General features: G+C 65.6%; 19 protein-coding genes and 4 tRNA genes. 14 read left to right on the top strand and 9 right to left on the bottom strand.

All coding sequences use genetic code 11. The features are described 5' to 3' along the window. The first annotated feature begins 10 nt into the window (after positions 1-10). Positions 11-865 carry a zinc metalloprotease HtpX gene (gene htpX, locus A5788_RS05580; RefSeq protein WP_005209130.1) on the top strand — a complete coding sequence of 285 codons (855 nt, stop codon included), beginning with the start codon at positions 11-13 and terminating at the stop codon, positions 863-865. A gap of 148 nt (positions 866-1,013) precedes the next feature. Here the strand turns inward: htpX and A5788_RS05575 are convergent, their stop codons facing one another. After that, on the bottom strand, positions 1,014-1,505 hold the full coding sequence (locus A5788_RS05575) for a YajQ family cyclic di-GMP-binding protein (protein WP_049698670.1): 492 nt from the start codon (positions 1,503-1,505) through the stop codon (positions 1,014-1,016). A gap of 385 nt (positions 1,506-1,890) precedes the next feature. On the opposite strand from A5788_RS05575, the gene A5788_RS05570 reads away from it, so the two are divergent. The 5 genes from A5788_RS05570 to A5788_RS05550 all read left to right on the top strand — a co-directional run bounded on the left by A5788_RS05570 (position 1,891) and on the right by A5788_RS05550 (position 3,953). Then, positions 1,891-1,971 (top strand) — tRNA-Tyr (locus tag A5788_RS05570). Positions 1,972-2,095: 124 nt separating this feature from the next. Next, a tRNA-Thr gene (locus A5788_RS05565) sits at positions 2,096-2,168 on the top strand. 76 nt (positions 2,169-2,244) lie between these two features. Next, a tRNA-Met gene (locus A5788_RS05560) sits at positions 2,245-2,318 on the top strand. Positions 2,319-2,406: 88 nt separating this feature from the next. After that, entirely contained in the window at positions 2,407-2,574 is a 168-nt protein-coding gene (gene rpmG / locus A5788_RS05555; RefSeq protein ID WP_003929651.1) for a 50S ribosomal protein L33, read from the top strand. 293 nt (positions 2,575-2,867) lie between these two features. Next, positions 2,868-3,953 carry a fused (3R)-hydroxyacyl-ACP dehydratase subunits HadA/HadB gene (locus A5788_RS05550; RefSeq protein WP_049698671.1) on the top strand — a complete coding sequence of 362 codons (1,086 nt, stop codon included), beginning with the start codon at positions 2,868-2,870 and terminating at the stop codon, positions 3,951-3,953. Positions 3,954-4,104: 151 nt separating this feature from the next. Here A5788_RS05550 and A5788_RS05545 read toward each other — a convergent pair whose 3' ends face one another. Both A5788_RS05545 and A5788_RS05540 read right to left on the bottom strand, forming a co-directional pair. Next, positions 4,105-5,421 (bottom strand): diacylglycerol/lipid kinase family protein, encoded by a 1,317-nt coding sequence (locus A5788_RS05545; protein ID WP_049698672.1) that lies wholly within the window; start codon positions 5,419-5,421, stop codon positions 4,105-4,107. Further along, the gene (locus A5788_RS05540) at positions 5,421-6,422 is read right to left on the bottom strand and encodes a DMT family transporter (RefSeq protein WP_049698673.1); all 1,002 of its coding nucleotides are present in this window, start codon (positions 6,420-6,422) and stop codon (positions 5,421-5,423) included. Before A5788_RS05540 ends, A5788_RS05545 begins: the two co-directional genes overlap by 1 nt. Here A5788_RS05540 and A5788_RS05535 point away from each other — a divergent pair. Then, positions 6,421-7,827 carry an aminotransferase-like domain-containing protein gene (locus A5788_RS05535; RefSeq protein WP_049698674.1) on the top strand — a complete coding sequence of 469 codons (1,407 nt, stop codon included), beginning with the start codon at positions 6,421-6,423 and terminating at the stop codon, positions 7,825-7,827. The genes A5788_RS05540 and A5788_RS05535 overlap by 2 nt on opposite strands. A 93-nt stretch (positions 7,828-7,920) precedes the next feature. Here the strand turns inward: A5788_RS05535 and A5788_RS24255 are convergent, their stop codons facing one another. After that, positions 7,921-8,469: an endonuclease domain-containing protein gene (locus A5788_RS24255; RefSeq protein ID WP_231894106.1), complete on the bottom strand. Its 549-nt coding sequence runs from the start codon at positions 8,467-8,469 to the stop codon at positions 7,921-7,923. A 6-nt stretch (positions 8,470-8,475) separates the two neighbouring features. Beyond that, on the bottom strand, positions 8,476-8,820 hold the full coding sequence (locus A5788_RS24250) for a type IV toxin-antitoxin system AbiEi family antitoxin domain-containing protein (RefSeq protein WP_231894107.1): 345 nt from the start codon (positions 8,818-8,820) through the stop codon (positions 8,476-8,478). Positions 8,821-9,141: 321 nt separating this feature from the next. On the opposite strand from A5788_RS24250, the gene A5788_RS05525 reads away from it, so the two are divergent. From A5788_RS05525 to rplA, 5 genes are all read left to right on the top strand, one after another. Beyond that, positions 9,142-9,214 (top strand) — tRNA-Trp (locus A5788_RS05525). Positions 9,215-9,252: 38 nt separating this feature from the next. Continuing rightward, entirely contained in the window at positions 9,253-9,729 is a 477-nt protein-coding gene (gene secE, locus A5788_RS05520) for a preprotein translocase subunit SecE (protein ID WP_049698675.1), read from the top strand. A gap of 82 nt (positions 9,730-9,811) precedes the next feature. Next, a complete protein-coding gene (gene nusG, locus A5788_RS05515) occupies positions 9,812-10,660 on the top strand; it encodes a transcription termination/antitermination protein NusG (protein WP_049698676.1) in 849 nt (282 codons plus the stop codon). Between the two features lie 101 nt (positions 10,661-10,761). Next, a complete protein-coding gene (rplK, locus tag A5788_RS05510; RefSeq protein WP_005209147.1) occupies positions 10,762-11,193 on the top strand; it encodes a 50S ribosomal protein L11 in 432 nt (143 codons plus the stop codon). Between the two features lie 115 nt (positions 11,194-11,308). Next, the gene (gene rplA / locus A5788_RS05505) at positions 11,309-12,025 is read left to right on the top strand and encodes a 50S ribosomal protein L1 (RefSeq protein WP_005209149.1); all 717 of its coding nucleotides are present in this window, start codon (positions 11,309-11,311) and stop codon (positions 12,023-12,025) included. Positions 12,026-12,120: 95 nt separating this feature from the next. Here rplA and A5788_RS05500 read toward each other — a convergent pair whose 3' ends face one another. Next, positions 12,121-13,053 carry an alpha/beta fold hydrolase gene (locus tag A5788_RS05500; protein WP_049698677.1) on the bottom strand — a complete coding sequence of 311 codons (933 nt, stop codon included), beginning with the start codon at positions 13,051-13,053 and terminating at the stop codon, positions 12,121-12,123. Between the two features lie 70 nt (positions 13,054-13,123). Beyond that, entirely contained in the window at positions 13,124-14,695 is a 1,572-nt protein-coding gene (locus A5788_RS05495; protein WP_049698678.1) for an amino acid permease, read from the bottom strand. Positions 14,696-14,959: 264 nt separating this feature from the next. Between A5788_RS05495 and A5788_RS05490 the strand changes: the two genes are divergently transcribed. After that, entirely contained in the window at positions 14,960-15,916 is a 957-nt protein-coding gene (locus A5788_RS05490; protein WP_231894108.1) for an L-lactate dehydrogenase, read from the top strand. A 37-nt stretch (positions 15,917-15,953) separates the two neighbouring features. Here the strand turns inward: A5788_RS05490 and A5788_RS05485 are convergent, their stop codons facing one another. Beyond that, positions 15,954-16,277 carry a transcriptional regulator gene (locus A5788_RS05485; protein WP_049698680.1) on the bottom strand — a complete coding sequence of 108 codons (324 nt, stop codon included), beginning with the start codon at positions 16,275-16,277 and terminating at the stop codon, positions 15,954-15,956. Further along, entirely contained in the window at positions 16,274-16,735 is a 462-nt protein-coding gene (locus tag A5788_RS05480; protein WP_049698681.1) for a hypothetical protein, read from the bottom strand. Before A5788_RS05480 ends, A5788_RS05485 begins: the two co-directional genes overlap by 4 nt. A 155-nt stretch (positions 16,736-16,890) precedes the next feature. On the opposite strand from A5788_RS05480, the gene A5788_RS05475 reads away from it, so the two are divergent. Beyond that, a complete protein-coding gene (locus tag A5788_RS05475) occupies positions 16,891-17,727 on the top strand; it encodes a DUF2786 domain-containing protein (protein WP_049698682.1) in 837 nt (278 codons plus the stop codon). Positions 17,728-17,734 lie beyond the last annotated feature (7 nt).

The raw sequence follows: 17,734 nt of genomic DNA, 5'->3' as shown, positions 1-17,734 counted from the left end.
CGAGGATCTGATGCGAAACGGTGTGAAGACGGCACTTCTGCTCGGCACGATGTCTGCGTTGATCGTCGCGATCGGTGCCTGTTTCCGGAGTCCGACGATTCTGTGGGGGTCGGTGATCCTTGCGATCGCCGTGAACGGCTACGTGTACTTCAACAGCGCCAAGATGTCGCTGAAGGCGATGCACGCGCAGCCGGTGACGGAGGTCGAGGCGCCCGTGATGTACCGGGTGGTGCGCGAGCTCGCGACGCAGGCGCGGCAGCCGATGCCCGCGCTGTACATCAGTCCGACGGAGTCGCCTAACGCCTTTGCGACGGGCCGTAACCCGAAGAACGCGGCGGTGTGCTGCACGGCGGGAATCCTGCGGCTCCTCGACGAACGGGAACTGCGCGCGGTGCTCGGGCACGAGCTCTCGCATGTCTACAACCGCGACATCCTGATCAGCTCGGTCGCGGGCGCGATGGCAGCGATCATCAGCGGTCTGGCGAACTTCGCGATGTTCTTCGGGATGTCGGGCAACCGCAACAACGGACCGAACCCGATCGCGCTGATCCTCATCTCGCTGCTCGGGCCGTTCGCTGCGACGTTGATCAAGCTCGCGGTGTCGAGGTCGCGGGAGTTTCAGGCCGACAAGTCGGGTGCCGAACTGACGAACGATCCGTTGGCGCTGGCGTCGGCGCTCGCCAAGATCTCCGGCGGCATCCAGGTGGCGCCGCTACCCCCGCAGCCCGACATCGCCGCGCAGAGCCACGCGATGATCGAGAGTCCGTTCCGCGCCACCGACCGCATGGCCAAGATGTTCTCGACGCACCCGCCGACCGAGGAGCGCATCCGGCGCCTGCAGGAGATGGCGCGCCGGGGGGTCTAGCGGGTCGTCGAGTCAAAAATCGACGAGCGTAGTGAGGAGGCTCGGAGCGAGAGCGGGCCCGCGCATCTGACTAGCGGGTCGCCGAGTGAGAATCGACGAGCGCAGCGAGGAGGCTCGGAGCGAGGGCGGGCCCGCGCATCTGTCCAGCTCAGCGGTAGTTGACGAACTGCAGGGCGATGCCGAAGTCCTCGCCCTTGAGGAGTGCGATGACGGACTGGAGGTCGTCGCGCTTCTTGCTCGACACGCGTAGTTCGTCGCCCTGAATCTGAGCCTTGACGCCCTTGGGGCCCTCGTCGCGGATCTTCTTGGAGATCTTCTTGGCGTGCTCGGAGTCGATGCCCTGCACGAGGTTGCCCGAGATCTTGTAGGTCTTGCCCGACGACTGGACCTCGCCGGCGTCGAACGCCTTGAGCGAGATGTCGCGGCGGATCAGCTTTTCCTTGAACACATCGAGAGCTGCCTGGGCGCGCTCTTCGGCGTCGGAGGTGATGACGATCGTCTCTTCGCCGGACCAGTCGATGCCGGTGTTGGTGCCGCGGAAGTCGTAGCGCTGCGAGAGTTCCTTCGCGGCCTGGTTGAGGGCGTTATCGACCTCCTGGCGGTCGATCTTGCTCACCACGTCGAACGATGAATCAGCCATGGATCACAGCGTAGCCCGACGCCGCTCGGGCCCGGGGCGAGTGGGGTGGTCTCGACAAGCTCGACCAGCGGGGTGCAGCTCGACCAGCGGGGGGCAGCTCGGGCGGTGGGTGGTCTCGACAAGCTCGACCAGCCGTTGGGGCTCGACCCGGCGGCGGGCGCTCGACCGGCGGTGGGTGGTCTCGACAGGCTCGACCAGCGGAGGGGCGCTCGACCAGCGAGAGGGTAGCTCGGCCGGCGGTGGTCTCGACAAGCTCGACCAGCGAGGAGCAGCTCGACCAGCCGTAGGGCGTCGGGCTGACCTGCGGGTTTGCGTCGAAGACAGGGGTTCGTTGTATTCTTCTCGGCGTTGTTCTTACGGTCGTGAAGGTCGTGGGAAACAGCACGGCAGATTGCCCGAGCGGCCAATGGGAGCGGACTGTAAATCCGTCGCGAAAGCTACGCAGGTTCGAATCCTGCATCTGCCACAACGAGGTGAACGTCTGGTCGGCGGTCCATCGGAGAGCTGTGAAAGCAGCGATTTGGTGAGCCGCCGCATCGGTGTGTAACCTCGTTAAGGCTCTCCGGACGCCCGCAAGGGCTGCCGGAAACGCCCCCTTAGCTCAGTCGGCAGAGCGTTTCCATGGTAAGGAAAAGGTCGACGGTTCGATTCCGTCAGGGGGCTCGGTAGGACTTGAACGCCCGACGCCGCAACGCCACCGCGAGGACTGCGTCCACGCTGACGGCGTTCATGTCACCATGGCGGTGTAGCTCAGCTGGTTAGAGCGCACGACTCATAATCGTGAGGTCGAGGGATCGAGTCCCTCCACCGCTACACGTAAGGCTTGTCGCGCGGCCCGGGTCGGGCGAGGCGGCGCCTAGTGCTCCGACGACCCAGACCCACCCGAAAGAAGGCGAACCCAGTGGCTTCCTCAACTGACGTCCGGCCCAAGATCACCTTGGCCTGCGAGGTGTGCAAGCACCGCAACTACATCACCAAGAAGAACCGTCGTAACGATCCCGATCGCCTCGAGATCAAGAAGTTCTGCCCGAACTGCGGCAAGCACCAGGCGCACAAAGAGTCGCGCTGATTTGTCGCTGAGGCCGATGGCCCGGAGCGTCGTCGGATGACGGTGTCAGTCAGGTTGTCGGTGCGCGATCGGATCGTCGAATCCGGTTTGCGTAGTTCGGCGTTGTGCGTCGTCGCGAGATGCGCACCCACGAGTTTTGTGCAACTGCGGGCTGTCTCACACGAGGCAGCCCGCAGTTGTCGTTCAGATGAACAAGTTCAGTACAGTTGCCAGCGAGTATGCGTCTCGACGATGAGCGGTCAGCCCTCCGTCCGTCGGACGTACAGCCAAGTGCAGCGTGAGGAGTCCCACCGATGTCACAGATCACCGATAGCGAGATCCAGGAACGGATCGACGCGTTGAAGAACGGTGTGAAACTGACTCCGGAAGAGATAGCGGCGCACACCACGTCGATGGTCGGTTTCAACTACACGGTCGACGACTACTACGAGGTCGGTCGTGAAGAAATCCGCAAGCACGCTCGTGCGGTGCAGGACGCACATCCCGTCCACTGGGACGAGGCAGCGGCTGCGGAGATGGGTCACGACACCCTGATCGCCGCGCCGACATTTGTCTCGGTGCTCGGGATCATCGCGCAGCGTCGGCTCTTCGAAGACATCGTCACCGGCTACGACCTGTGGCAGATCATGCAGACCGACCAGCGACTGATCTTTCACCAGCCCATCAAGGTGGGCGACCGACTGATCTGCGACGTCTCGCTGGAGTCGTTCCGGCAGATGGGTGGCGCGGACGTGATGGTCACCAAGAACATCATCTGGAATCAGCACGACGAGCCGGTCATGACGACATTCACCAGCCTTGTCGCGCGGGCTGCCGTCGACGCTGATCCCGAGGTCCTCGACGAGCTCGAGCACGTCATGATGAAGGTCGACAAGGAGCCGACGCTGCCGCGTAGCGTGCACGGACCGTTCGACCGCTACAACGATCCGGACCCGGTCGTTGCGCCGAAGCCGTACTCGGCGATCAACTTCGACGACCTCGAGGTCGGCCAGGAGCTGACCCCGATGACCAAGACCCTCACGCGCGGAAATCTGGTCAACTATGCGGGTGTCGCGGGAGATCCCAACCCGATCCACTTCTCCGACGAGCTGGCCAAGGTCATCGGACTCGAGACTGTCGTCGCGCACGGCATGCAGACGATGGGCCTCGGCGCGAGCTTCATCACCGAGTTCGTCGGCGACCCGGCCGCGGTCTACGAGTACAACGTGCGATTCACCAGCCCGGTGTACGTCTATCCCGACACCTACGCGAACGTCGACTTCACGGGCAAGATCAAGTCGCTCGACCCGGAGACTCGACGCGGCGTGATCAGCATCGTCGCCAAGCAGGGCGACCGCAAGATCTTCGGCCGCGCCCAGGCGCACGTGCAGTTCAACTGACGCCTGCGGCTCGGCGGGGTGGTCTCGACAGGCTCGACCAGCGAGGGAAGCTCGACCAGCGGAGAATGCGCTCGGCCGGCGGGTGGGGGCTCGACCGGCGGGTGGTCTCGACAGGCTCGACCAGCGGGTGGGGCTCGGCGCGCGGGAGTGGTCAGGCGGCCTGATGGGTCGCCACGTGGACCGGCTGCCCGAGGGCGATGCGGAAGAGGGCGCGCACCGAGTCGAGCGCGCCGTCGGGCACGTCGGCCGACGGTGAGGCGCCGGGGTGCTGGCGGGCAATGCGGGCGCGCAGCACCTGGTGGCGGATCTCGAAGCGCACGGGCGCGGTCAGTGTTGCGGCCTCGCCGTCGATTCCCGCGTTGAGGTCGGTGTCCGAATCGATCTCGAACGTCGGCGCCACCCATTCGCTCCACAGATGTTGTAGCCGTGTCGAACCGGGACGCGACGTCGGGTCGGCGATGACTGCGACGCCGAGCAGTCCGTCTTCGATGCTCGGGCGGGTACCCGATCCGATGATGTGCCCGAGGCGATACTGGTTGTTGGACACCATGATTGCGGCGACGGACTCGTGTTCTGTGCCGTTGGGGTCGTGCCAGGAGACCGATGGCTGGTCGGCGTTGGGTCCGAGGACCTGCGACGCGACGTCGAGCAGCGTTTTGGCTTTGGCGTTGCGGTAGCTCTCGCGTTGGACGGCCTCGCCGTAGACGCCGAGCGAGACGTTGTTGACGAAGACCTGTCCGTTGACGACGCCGAGGTCGACGCGACGTTCACCACCTTCGACGAAGGAATCGAGGGCTCCGACGGCGTCGTCGCGGTCGACGCCCAGGTCGAGTGCGAAGTGATTGCGGGTGCCCGACGGAATGCATGCGTAAGGCAGATCGTGCGTCGCCGCGACGTCGGCGACGACCGCCTGCGAACCGTCGCCGCCCGCCATCGCAAGTGCATCGGCGCCGTCGGCGATGGCGCCCTCCGCGAGGGCTCGCAGATCGTCGCCCTTGACCAGTTCGATGGTCCGGTAACCCCGACGTTCCGCTTCGTCGGCGAGGTGGAGGCGGTCGGCTTTGCCGTCGCCGGAGCGTCGGTTGTAGATGAGCACCGGGGCGCTCGGGGGTGCGACGACGGGCAACGGCACCGAGACGCGGAACGCTCGCGACGCCGCCGCGATGGCGATCGCGAACAGCGCGATGACGACGAGCGTGCCGATCAGCAACCACCAACTGCGCAGCACGACGATGACGATGGCGACCACAGCCAGGATCACCGCGATGACCAGTTCGGCGAGGCGTCGGTTCCCGATATTGAACAAGCCGTCGACGGCCAGTCCCGCAGCGACGAGCAGCAGCACCAGCGCGATGAGTCCGACGGGGAATTGCTTGCCCGCCGAGACGATGGCGATCACCACGCCGAGAGCGCCCGAGGCGAGCGAGAGGATGGCAAAACCGCGTCGTTGTCCCGCAGATTGTGTCATCAGCTCACGATACGCAGCCGACGAACAGTGAGGCGGGACATCGGGCTGCGGCGCATGGAACTGTCGCGGGATCGACTCCTGACAGTGAACGCAGCGCAGGCAATCACGGCGATGCCACCGGCTACGACCCCGAGCGAAACCCCCTCGTGCAGCAGCAGCGCGCCCCACGCCACCGAAAGGACGGGTTGGACGAGTTGCGTCTGACTGACGACGGTCATCGGCCCGATCGCGAGTCCGCGATACCAGGCGAAGAACCCGAGGAACATGCTGACGGCGCTGAGATATCCGAACGACGCCCACTGCGCCGCGCTGATGTCCGTCGGCGGTTGCAGGTGGATCGAGCGGGCAGAGACCATCGCCATGACAGGCAGCGCGAGCACCAGCGCCCAGCAGATCGTCTGCCACGCGCCGAGTTCGCGCGCGAGAATGCCGCCCTGGGCGTACCCGACCGCGCCGAGCACCACGGCGCAGAGCAGGTAGACGTCGTCGATACCGCTCGACGACGCTCCGCCGTGTGCGAGGAGCGCGAACGTGACCGTTGCGATGGCACCCGCGGACGCACCGATCCAGAACCGCACGCCGGGACGTTCGCGGGTCAGCGTGACCGCGACGACGGCGGTCATCGCGGGAAGCAGTCCGACGATCACCGCGGCGTGGCCGGAATCGGAGTGTCGCAGGGCCAGGGACGTGAACAGCGGAAACCCGACGACCACGCCCGCGGCGACCGGAAGCAGGCGAAGCCACTGCCGGACGGTGGGGAAGCGGGTGCGCGTGACTCCGAGCGCGATGACGGCAAGTGCTGCCGCGACGACGGCCCTGCCGCATCCGACCAGCAGCGGGTCGAGTCCTGCGTCGCCGCCGGAACCGACGGCGATACGGGTCAGTGGCACCGAGAACGAGAACGCGGCCACCCCGACGAAGCCCCAGACCAGCCCGCTCGACGGTGTCTGGTGCGATAGCGGCGTCGAACTTGGTGCGATAGCGCTACTATTGTCTCTCATGTTTGACGATAGCAGCTCGCGGATCGCGCAATACCTGAGATTGCTCGCCGAGCGTGAGCAGCCGGGATCGCGACTGCCGTCGACGCGTGCGCTGGCCAAGCAGTTCGGGGCCGGTCCGGTTACGGTCCAGCGTGCTCTCGCGGCGCTCGTTGCCGACGGCATCGTCGAAACGCGTTCTGGTGAGGGAACATTCGTCGCTTCTCGACGTTCCGCCCTGAGGCGCGACATTGGGTGGCAAACCGCAGCGCTCGGGCCGGAACGTTCCGGAATCCCCGCAACAGGGTCGACGCTGCGGATGGTCCCGCACGACACCATCGCCATGCACGGCGGCTACCCCGACGACGAGCTGCTACCGCAGGAACCTGTCGCGGCAGCGGTGCGTCGTGTGTCGCGAAGGGCTGAGGCATTCACGCGACCGCCTGTCGCGGGCGTTCCGGAGTTGCGTCGCTGGTTCGTGAGCGAGCTTGCCGGGGTCGAGGGCGGTGCCGGCGGTTGGCGTGACTCCGACGTCGTGATCACTTCGGGCGGGCAGGCCGCGCTCGCCGCGACGATGCGGGCGATCGCCGCTCCAGGTGAGGCGATCGTGATGGAGTCGCCGACGTACTGGGGTGCGATCGCCGCGGCACGCCAGGCCGGTCTGGTGATCGTTCCCGTCGCGCGCACCGGGGGCGCACCGAGCGCCGTCGACCTCGACACCGCGTTCGCGACGTCGGGTGCGCGCGTCTTCTACGCCCAGCCCAACTACGCCAACCCGACCGGCGAGCAGTGGTCGGCGCAGCAGCGGGCCGAGGTGCTCGACGTCGTGGCCGCGCATCGGGCCTTCGTCGTCGAGGACGACTGGGCCCACGACTTCGGTATCGACACCGTGCCGCGAACACTCGTCTCCGCGGACGAGAACGGGCACGTCATCTACCTCAGGTCGTTGACGAAGAGCATGTCGTCGTCGATCAGGGTCGCCGCGGTGATGGCGCGCGGCCCGGTGCGGCAGCGCATCGAGAGTGCGCTGGCGCTCTCCGACCTGTATGTGTCGCCGATCCTGCAGCTCGCCGCGCTCGACGTCGTGACCAGGCCCGCATGGCGCACATCGTTGCAGCGGCTGCGACGCGGACTCGGCGGGCGTCGCGACGCTTTGCTCGACGCGCTGCGCGCCGAACCGTCGTTGACGGCCACGACACCGCCGGGCGGTTTGCACCTGTGGGTTCGGCTGCCCGACGTCGGCGCTGGGGACGTGCCCACCGACCCGGACGTCGTCGCCGCGCGGGCGTTGGCGCGTGGGCTGTCGGTGGTGGCCGGCCGCGAGTGGTTCCCGGCCGAGCCGACCGGGCCGTACGTGCGCCTCAGCTACGCCGCCGCGGGACCCGACCGCTACGCCGAGGCCGTCGAGATCCTCGCGGGGTCGTGTTAGGTGCGTCGAGCTGTAGGGCGGCAGGGGTTGCGGTTGCCCAGACGTGCGGAATCCGAGCGTCTGGGCAACCGGAAGTAGGCGGGGGCGTTGCCGCTAGGCAGCCGCTGCGGCGAGGGCGTCGAGAACCTGGCGGGCCGTGGCGTCGGGGCGTCGAGTGATGTCGTCCCAGGTGAAGTTCAACATTCGCCAGCCGTCGGCGAGTAGGGCGTTGCGCTTGGTCCGGTCGCGTTGGAAGGTCTTGGCGTCGCGGTGGAACGCGAAGCCGTCGATCTCGACGATGAGTCGCGCGTCGCGGAACACGAAGTCGAGCAGGTACCCGAGGACCTCTGTGTTGGCCGTCCACCCGGTGATGCCGTGTGCGTCGAACAGTGCGGTCGTGGTGCGTTCGGCCTCGGATCTGGCACCGGACCGCAGTGCGTCGAAGAGTCGTCGGGCCTCGGGTGCCCCACGACGACGCGGGTAGCGGCGTAGCGCGTCGTCGAGTTCGGTGATGGTGACGCGGTGGGTGAGGAGTGCGTTGTCGACGGTCGAGGTGTCGCCGGCGGCGACGACGTCGAGCAGGGTGGTTGCCACCGACGCCACGCGCAGCCCGTCGACCACGACGACGTCTGGTTCGTGCAGACGGCGATGTGTGACCTCCACGCCCGACTACGCACCGGCGTGGCGGCCCTTGACCTGGGTGGCGACACTGATCTTCGACGGAAAAGCACTGGTCAGGCCGTGCCACCATGCGGCCGACGACCCGACGAGCACCGCGGATTTGCCGACGGATGCGACCGCGATCCGGACTCGGACTCGCGATGTGCGCGGATGGTCGACGGCGCGGAAGGTGGCCTCCGCCTCGCGCACCCACGTGCCCGCGGAGAGTCGACGCTGCACGGCGTGCCTGCTGACGCCGAGCGCTCGAGCCTGTGCGAGAGTGATGACGCCGTCGTGCGTCGACAGGTGCTGCGCGAGCGTGGTCATGCGATATCGGACGTGGTGAGTCGTCATGAGGTTCCATGTCCGAAGGTTCCTGCCCGGGCGCCGAAAACTTGCGGTTGCCCAGACGCGCGGAATCCGAGCGTCTGGGCAACCGCAAAAATTCGCGGATCGACGCAGGTCGGGATGGATCGGTACAGGAAGTGTTTTGGGTTAAGCGGGGCGGGTGTTCTACACTGAAGTGTCAGGTTTACCCTTGACTTGCGCGCCGCCCATAGGGTGGCGCGTTGGTTTTGTCGGCGACGGCCCATCGATTTCGGATCGGTAGGCTGGTTCCGGCAGGTCGACCATGACCGGCGACTGCAGAACTCGCAAGAGTCGACGCAGTCGCAAAGGGGCGTAGCTCAACTGGCAGAGCAGCGGTCTCCAAAACCGCAGGTTGCAGGTTCAAGTCCTGTCGCCCCTGCCCTGGAGAGGGCACACGTTGACGAGAGGACCTCGAAGGTGAGCAAGCGAGATCGAGCGGCCCGCGCCAAAAACGACGGGCAGTCCAACGCCGCCGATTCGGCAGCGGAGGAGCTCGAGACCCGCGACGACGCCGTCGAGGACGCGGATGCCGCAACCTCGGATGCGTCGTCGGACGATCTTCGTCCGAAGGGCAAGCGTTCGGGACGCGGTCGTCGCTCGTCGGCGAGTGCCGTCGACACGACAGATGGTGATGCGGATTCCGAAGGTGGATCCGCGGTCGCCGTCAAGGAACGCAAGGTAAAGAAGGCGTCCGAGCAGAGCAGCAATCCGTTTGTGCGGATCTGGGTGTTCATGCAGCAGGTCGTCTCGGAGATGAAGAAGGTCATCTGGCCTACGCGGCGCGAGACGATCACGTACACGATCATCGTGCTCGTGTTCGTGGTGGTGATGACCGCGTTCATCTTCGGGATCGACATCGGCTTCGCCAAGCTAGTTCTCTGGATCCTCGGCTGATTCGGGCTCACTCAGGTGAGCCCGCTCCCGACCGGGTCATCCGACGGACGACCAACTTCATGAAAGAGGAGCGTGGGCTGCAGTGAGCACCCCGGATAACGAGTTCGACCCGACCGACGCGGTCGAGACCGACGTCACCGACGCCGGGAGCGAAGCGACCGTGGACGAGACCGACGATCCGGGCACCGAGGCGCAGGTCGAGGCCGCACAGGACGACGCCGCTGCCGTCGACGGTGGCGAAGAGGCCGTCGAGCAGGCAGAAGCTGCCGAGGACGCCGCGGTTGATGCCGACGCTGTCGAAGCCGAGGAAGAGGTCGACCCCGCCGAGGAACTGCGCAAGCAACTGCGTCGCGCACCCGGCGAGTGGTACGTCATCCACAGCTATGCCGGTTACGAGAACAAGGTCAAGACCAACCTCGAGACCCGTGTGCAGAACCTCGACGTCGGCGATTACATCTTCCAGGTCGAGGTCCCGACCGAAGAGGTCACCGAGATCAAGAACGGCCAGCAGAAGAAGGTCAACCGCAAGGTGCTGCCCGGCTACATCCTGGTGCGCATGGACCTCAACGACGAGTCGTGGGGCGCGGTGCGCAACACCCCGGGTGTCACGGGCTTCGTCGGAATGACCAGCAAGCCGTCGCCGTTGAGTCTCAACGAAGTGCTGCAGTTCCTGCTGCCGCGCACTCCCGCGAAGAAGGCCACGGCCAAGGGCGCCGAGAGTGTCGAGCAGGCCGCAGCGGCCGCAACGGCGGTTGTCGAGGTCGACTTCGAGGTCGGCGAGTCGGTCACCGTCATGGACGGCCCGTTCGCGACGCTTCCCGCGTCGATCAGCGAGGTCAACGCCGAGCAGCGCAAGGTCAAGGTGCTCGTGTCGATCTTCGGTCGCGAGACGCCCGTCGAACTCGGCTTCAACCAGGTCGAGAAGATCTGATACCTGCCGAGAAGATCTGATACCTGCTCCGTACGGAGCAACACACAAGCTTCCACGCCTCCAGCGGACGTGGATCTGCAAGAAACAAACAAGGAACAAGGATGCCTCCCAAGAAGAAGAAGCTCGCCGGGATCATCAAGCTCCAGATCCAGGCAGGCCAGGCAAACCCGGCCCCGCCAGTGGGTCCGGCGCTCGGTCAGCACGGCGTGAACATCATGGAATTCTGCAAGGCGTACAACGCGGCGACCGAGTCGCAGCGTGGCAACGTCGTGCCGGTTGAGATCTTCGTGTACGAAGATCGCTCGTTCGACTTCAAGCTCAAGACCCCGCCTGCGGCCAAGCTGCTGCTCAAGGCCGCCGGTCTGCAGAAGGGTTCGGGCGAGCCGCACACCAAGAAGGTCGGCAAGGTCTCGATGGACCAGGTCCGCGAGATTGCCAAGACCAAGGCCGAAGACCTCAACGCCACCGACATCGACCAGGCCGCGAAGATCATCGCCGGTACTGCGCGATCGATGGGTATCACCGTCGAGTGAGCTTGCGAACTCGCGCAAGTTTGACCGTCGAAGGCTAGAAAGCCGCTGAGTGGGAGGGCCGGCTCGGCCCACACACCACCAACCCGAATCATCAATACGGAGAAAGAACAGAGCAATGAGCAAGAGCAGCAAGGCCTACAAGGCCGCGGCCGAAAAGGTCGACAAGGACAAGCTCTACAGCCCGCTGGAGGCTGCTGAGCTGGCGAAGGAAACGTCGTCGAAGAACACCGATTCGACCGTCGAGGTCGCAATCCGGCTGGGCGTCGACCCGCGTAAGGCAGACCAGATGGTTCGAGGCACCGTCAACCTGCCTCACGGCACGGGTAAGACCGCCCGCGTGATCGTGTTCGCCGCAGGCGACAAGGCCGCCGAGGCCGTGGCAGCCGGTGCCGACGAGGTCGGCGCCGAGGACCTGATCGAGAAGATCCAGGGCGGCTGGCTCGACTTCGACGCCGCGATCGCCACCCCTGATCAGATGGCCAAGGTCGGCCGTATCGCGCGTGTCCTCGGACCGCGCGGCCTGATGCCGAACCCCAAGACCGGCACGGTCACCACCGACGTGACCAAGGCAATCAACGACATCAAGGGCGGCAAGATCAACTTCCGCGTCGACAAGGCAGCCAACCTGCACTTCGTCATCGGCAAGGCATCGTTCGAGCCGAGCGCGCTCGCCGAGAACTACGGCGCTGCGTACGACGAGATCATGCGTGCGAAGCCGTCGGCCGCGAAGGGCCGCTACATCAAGAAGGTGACCGTCTCGACGACGACGGGCCCGGGCATCCCGGTCGACCCGGCCGTGACGCGCAACTTCACCGAGGCTCCTCAGGACTGAGAGCGTCATCTGTTGTAGCGCAACAGTTTCGAAGCCCCCGAACGCCAGTGGCGTTCGGGGGCTTCTGCGTTGGGACCTATCCGACGACGAGCTGCCTATCCGACGACGCGCTCGGCGAAGGCGATGATCTCGTCGGCGACCTCGTCGCGGATCGGTGGTTCGTTGTGTACCTCGTGCCGGTAGCCGGTGTAAATGCGGGTGCGCACGTCGGCGTGTCCGCTCGCGGCGAGCCGATTGCCGACGTGATAAGCGCCCTCGCCGAAGTTGGCGACCGGGTCGGCGTCGCCGGCAAGGATGAGGATGGGCAGGTCGGAGCGGACTGTCGGATACCAGGTGTCGGCGTTGACGGCGTCGTAGAGATCGACGAATCCGCGGATGAATCGCACGGACATGGGTGCGCCGAAGTTGTTGAACGGATCGCGGGCGTGGTCGCGGACGACCCCGGGATCGCGAGCCACCCACGCAGTGGGGAAGGCGTCGGAGCCGAAGCGCGCGGTGAATCCCTCGAACATCTGGCCCGCGTACGTCTCCGTCGCTGTCGACGTCGGGTCGGACTCCGCGGCGAGTGCGTCGCGGTCGAGGACGTCGTCGATGCCGTGGATCTGGGCGGCGATGCCGCAGAGGATGAGGCCCTTGAGCCAGTCGCTGTCGTCGGACACGAGACCTCGCGCGATCATCGAACCCCACGAGTGCCCGAAGACGACGTAGGGCAGGTTGGGGTAGAGCTCACGCACCTTGTCGCGCAGGGTGCGTTCGTCAGCCACCACGACCTTGTCGGCGTCGTCTCCGGCGTCGGCCCAGACTCCCGAGGTCATGGCCGTCTTGCCGTGTCCGGCGTGGTCGTCGGCGACGACGACGAACCCGGCGTCGAGCAGCTTGGTGATGAGCCGTAGGTAGCGGCGCGAGTGCTCACCTAGTCCGTGGACGATGTGGATGATGCCTCGTGTCTTGGTCGCGGGTTCGTAGACCCAACCGAAGATGGTGTCGCGACCGTTGGCCGACGTGAACTCGATTTCGTGAAGTGACAACGCTGTCCTCTTCCGACGGGCCGCGTGCGCGGCGTGACTGTGCCACGTTCGAGGCTAATCACGCACCGCCTCAGGCGTCGACGGGCGCGGCGTCGACCTGCTTGATCGGTCCGGTGAACCACTTCTTCACCGACAGGTGCCAGTAGCCGTAGAGCAGGATCAGTGCGCCGCCGACGAGCAGCGGGGTGTAGTTGACGTACTTCCACTCGAAGCTCGCGTCCCACGGCATGCCGCCGAGCGAGGTGGGGAACATGGCGACGAGCGAGGTCAGCGCGATCTCGATGAGAGCGATCGGTGCGATCCACTTGTACTTGGAGCCGAGCGTCCACGAGCCGGCCTCGAACGAGTCTCCCGCCTTCCAGCGGAAGTAGATCGGGACCGCGAAGCACAGGTACAACCCGACGACGCCGATCGAGACAACCGCGTAGAAGGCGACGGGTACGGGTGCGCCGTTGATGTCGACCGGCACCAGTGCGGGCAGCGTGATGATCGCGGCGATGACAGCTGTCACGACAACAGCGTTGGCGGGCATGCCATTCGAGCGGACCTTGGACCAGAGCTTGTGGCCGGGCACGGCGCCGTCGCGGCTGAACGCGAACATCATTCGCGACGCACTCGTCTGGCACGCGGCGGTACAGAAGAGCTGGCCCGCAGTGGAGATGATCAGGACGACGCCCGCCCATTTCGAGGTGAGTGCCTGGGTGAAGATCGTCGCGACGGCGCCGCCACCCTTGGAGACACCGTCTGCGTCTTGGACGGCGAACAGGAAGCTGAGCAGCAAGATCCACCCACCGACGGCCGAGTAGGCGATGGAACGCCAAATGCCCTGTGCCGCAGCGTTGGCCGCACCCTTGGTCTCCTCGGAGAGATGGGCGGAGGCGTCGTAGCCGGTGATCGTGTACTGGGTGAGGATCGCCGAGATGGGCAGCACGAACAGGATGAAGCCGAAGCCCGACGTCTTGCCTTCGAAGATGCCGCTGTTGTTGACGGTCTTGGCGAAGACGTCGGAGAAGGACGCGTGCTGATCAGGGAGCAGGAAGAGGATGAGAATGACTGCGGCAGCACCGAATACGTGCCACCAGACCGAGATGTTGTTGAGCATCGAGAGTAGGTGACCGGAGAAGATGTTGATCAGGGCTGAGCACGCCAGGATGATCAGGAAGATGACGAACACTCGGGTCAGGCTGTAGCCGTCGAGCCACGACTGGCTGAATGTGCCGATGGTGAGGTCGAGGAAGGTGGCTGCGCCATACGCGACCGAGGCAAGGATGGCGACGAGGCCGATGAGGTTGAGCCACCCGGTGTAGAAGCCGGCCTTGGCGCCGCCGAGTTTGGCTGCCCACCAATAGATTCCGCCCGACGTCGGGTATGCCGAGACGAGCTCGGCCATGCAGAATCCGATCAGCAGGATGAAGATCGAGACGATCGGCCAGCCCCATGCGATCGCGGCCGGGCCGCCGTTGTTCCATCCGAGTCCGAACGACGTGAAGCAGCCCGAGAGGATCGAGATGATCGAGAACGAGATCGCGAAGTTCGAGAAACCGGACCACGAGCGGTGAAGTTCCTGGGTGTAGCCGAGTCTCGCGAGGTGGGCCTCGTCGTCGGAAAGATCCTCGGCAAGGGTGTCATGGCCTTCAGGCATGGGTGAGCTCCCCCGGTAAGTGATGGTGCGACGCCACGTTGCGATGCGCAAGACCAGCAGAACATAAGCTCTCCGTGGCGATTTCGCATGCCAGAAACGGACATCGCGACGAATTCATGAGTGTGATGGTCATACCCGTCGTGAAACTGCGGTATGGACGGCGAGTGAAATGATCGGCGATCAGGCTGCGGGCGCGGCGTCTGCCGACGATAATCGGCACCAGGGGCAGGATTTCGGGGCAGCACGAGACACAGGCGGTTGAACGTGAGACAAGCCCGACCGAGCAAGTTGGCCATCATCGGCGCAGGCGCTGTGGGTACCGCCATTGCGTATGCGTCGTTGATTCGCGGTGTCGCGCGCACGATCGCGCTGATGGACATCAACACGTCGAAGGTGACCGCGGAAGTCCTCGACCTTTCGCACGGACTCGAATTCGTGCCGCGCGCCGACATCATCGGCGACGACGACGTGTCGGTCTGCGCGGACGCCGACGTAGTCGTGTTCACCGCGGGCGCGAAGCAGAAGCCCGGGCAGTCGCGGCTCGAATTGGCCGAAGCCACAATCAATCTGACGAAGAACATCCTGCCCGGTGCCATCAAGGTTGCGCCTAACGCGATCTACATCATGGTCACCAACCCTGTCGACATCGTGACCTATGCGGCGCTGAAATACAGTGGGCTGCCCAGCAATCAGCTGTTCGGATCGGGCACGGTGCTCGACTCGTCGCGTCTGCGGTTCCTCATCGCGCAGCACGTCGGCGTCGCGGTGCAGAACGTGCACGGCTACATCGTCGGCGAGCACGGCGACTCCGAGATCCCGCTGTGGAGTTCGGCGTCGATCGGCGGGGTGCCGTTGCTCGAGTGGAAGCCCCTGCCTGGCGGCCAGGCCATCGACGCACCGGCGCGCGAACGCATCCAGCACGAGGTGGTGCACGCTGCGTACAAGATCATCGAGGGCAAGGGCGCGACCAACTACGCCATCGGGCTCGCGACCACGCGCATCATCGAGGCGGTGCTCAACGACGAACACCGCGTGATGCCGATTTCGACCGTCACGGGCGGGTACGAGGGACTCGACGACGTATGTCTGTCACTCCCGACGCTCATCGACCGCAACGGCGCGGGCAGCCGACTCGAGATCAAGATGTCCGATGCCGAGCACGAGGGACTGATGAAGTCCGCCGAGACGCTGCGGGAGATGCAGGACAAGTTCGGGCTGTAGCGCCGCTCGGTGAGTTCGGGGTCGGGCGCGGCGTGGTCTATTCCGTGCTGGTCTGTTGCACGCTGTCTTGTTGCGTGCCGCCGACGATGGCCTGGAGCGCGGCGACATGGCCGTTGAAGGCCTCGCGTCCGGCGTCAGTCAGGCGGGCCCGGACGCTGCGTCGACGGCCGGTGCTCGGACGTTCGGTGCTCACGTAGCCTGCGGATTCCAGGGTGGCGAGCTGCTTGGACAGCGCTGAGTCGGACAGGGCCAGTCGTTCTTTGAGGTAGCCGAAATCGGCCCAATCGGCGGCGGCGAGGGTCGCGACGAGCGTCAGTCGGGTGCTCGGGTGGATCAGCTCGTCGAATTTCGGTGTGCTCACGCGCCCACTCGCCTGCGGATGTCGTCGAAGATCTGCGGTCCGCCGAATCCGAGTATCACCGCCACGAACACGGCCGCCCCGATAGACGGGTGCCGTGCGCCGTCGGCGTCGAGCACCAGTGCTGCCGCGACGGTCACGGCGACCGCGGTCAGCAGTATGCCGATGACGATCAGCGGGATGCGACGATCGGCGACGCTTCGGGCGGGGCGTACATGCGTGCTTGCGCGTCGGCCGTCGAAGAGTCGGGACGCGATCGCCGAGTGCGCGGCGCCGAACGCGATGGTGGCGACGGTCGTGACCCACGGGGGAGCGAATGCGCTGATGACACCGAGAACGATCCATGAGGCGGCCATCGCCCACCAGTAGCTGCGGGGGAGGCCGAGGTCGTCGGCGACCCGGCGACGTGCTCCGTCGACGGACCCGAGCGCCTCACGCGCCTGGTCGGGAGTGATGTCCATGAGGGTCTCCTCGATTGGAGGTCTTTGGCCGTGAGTGCTGGTGAGCCACTTTCCGTATAGGAAAGTAGTGTCTACTTTCCTACTGGGAAAGTCAAGGGATTCGAGAAATCCTGCGCGGAGTGGAACCAAACGGCAGTCGATCTAGTCTGATCTGTATGCGCGACGACAAACTCCTCACCCGGATCGCGGGGTTGCTGCGGCAGGCCGAGAACACCGACAACGAGCATGAGGCCGAGACCTTCATGCAGGCAGCGCAACGATTGGCGACGGCGGCCTCGATCGACCTCGCGGTCGCCCGTGCGCACGATCCAGCGGCACGGCGAAAGACGACGCCGATCACCAGACAGGTCGCGATCGGCGAGACCGGAAAACGTGGATTACGCACGTACGTGCAGCTTTTCGTCGCGATCGCGCGTGCCAACGACGTGACGGTCGACGTCGCGGGCAACAACACCTTCGTGCTGGCGTACGGATACGAGGCCGACATCGACACGTGCGAGGCGCTCTACACGTCGCTGCTGATCCAGATGGTCGCGGCGAGCGACGGTTACCTGCGGTCGGGCGACTACCGGGGCGAGACGTCGGCGCGGGTGGTGCGCAAGGGGACGGGCTGGCGGTCGCGGAGAGTTGTCGAACGTAAACCGCTCGCCCCGATCACCGCACGGTTGAACTTTCAGTCGGCGTTCGCCGAGCGGATCGGCGTGCGATTGACCGAGGCGCGCGACGCCGCACGGGAGGAGGCGGTGGCGCGTGACGACTCTCGCGAACTTCCCGCGGGCTCGACGTCGACCGCACTTGCGTTGCGCGACAAGGAACTCGAGGTGAGCAGCTTCTACAAGACCGAGTCGACGGCGCGCGGCACCTGGCGGCCGACGAGTGCGTCGTCCGGGTACTCGGAGGGCGCGCGTCAGGCCGGCGACCGCGCGGGGCGTCGGGCGAAGATCGGTGCCGATCGCGAGTTCGGTGCTGCCCGCGGGGCACTCGAGGGTTAGGGTGCGC

The organism is Gordonia sp. 852002-50816_SCH5313054-c, assembly GCF_001665925.1.
GTDB lineage: Bacteria > Actinomycetota > Actinomycetes > Mycobacteriales > Mycobacteriaceae > Gordonia > Gordonia jacobaea.
The sequence above is the reverse complement of the archived record's forward strand: the minus strand, read 5'-3'. Positions and strand labels throughout refer to the sequence as shown.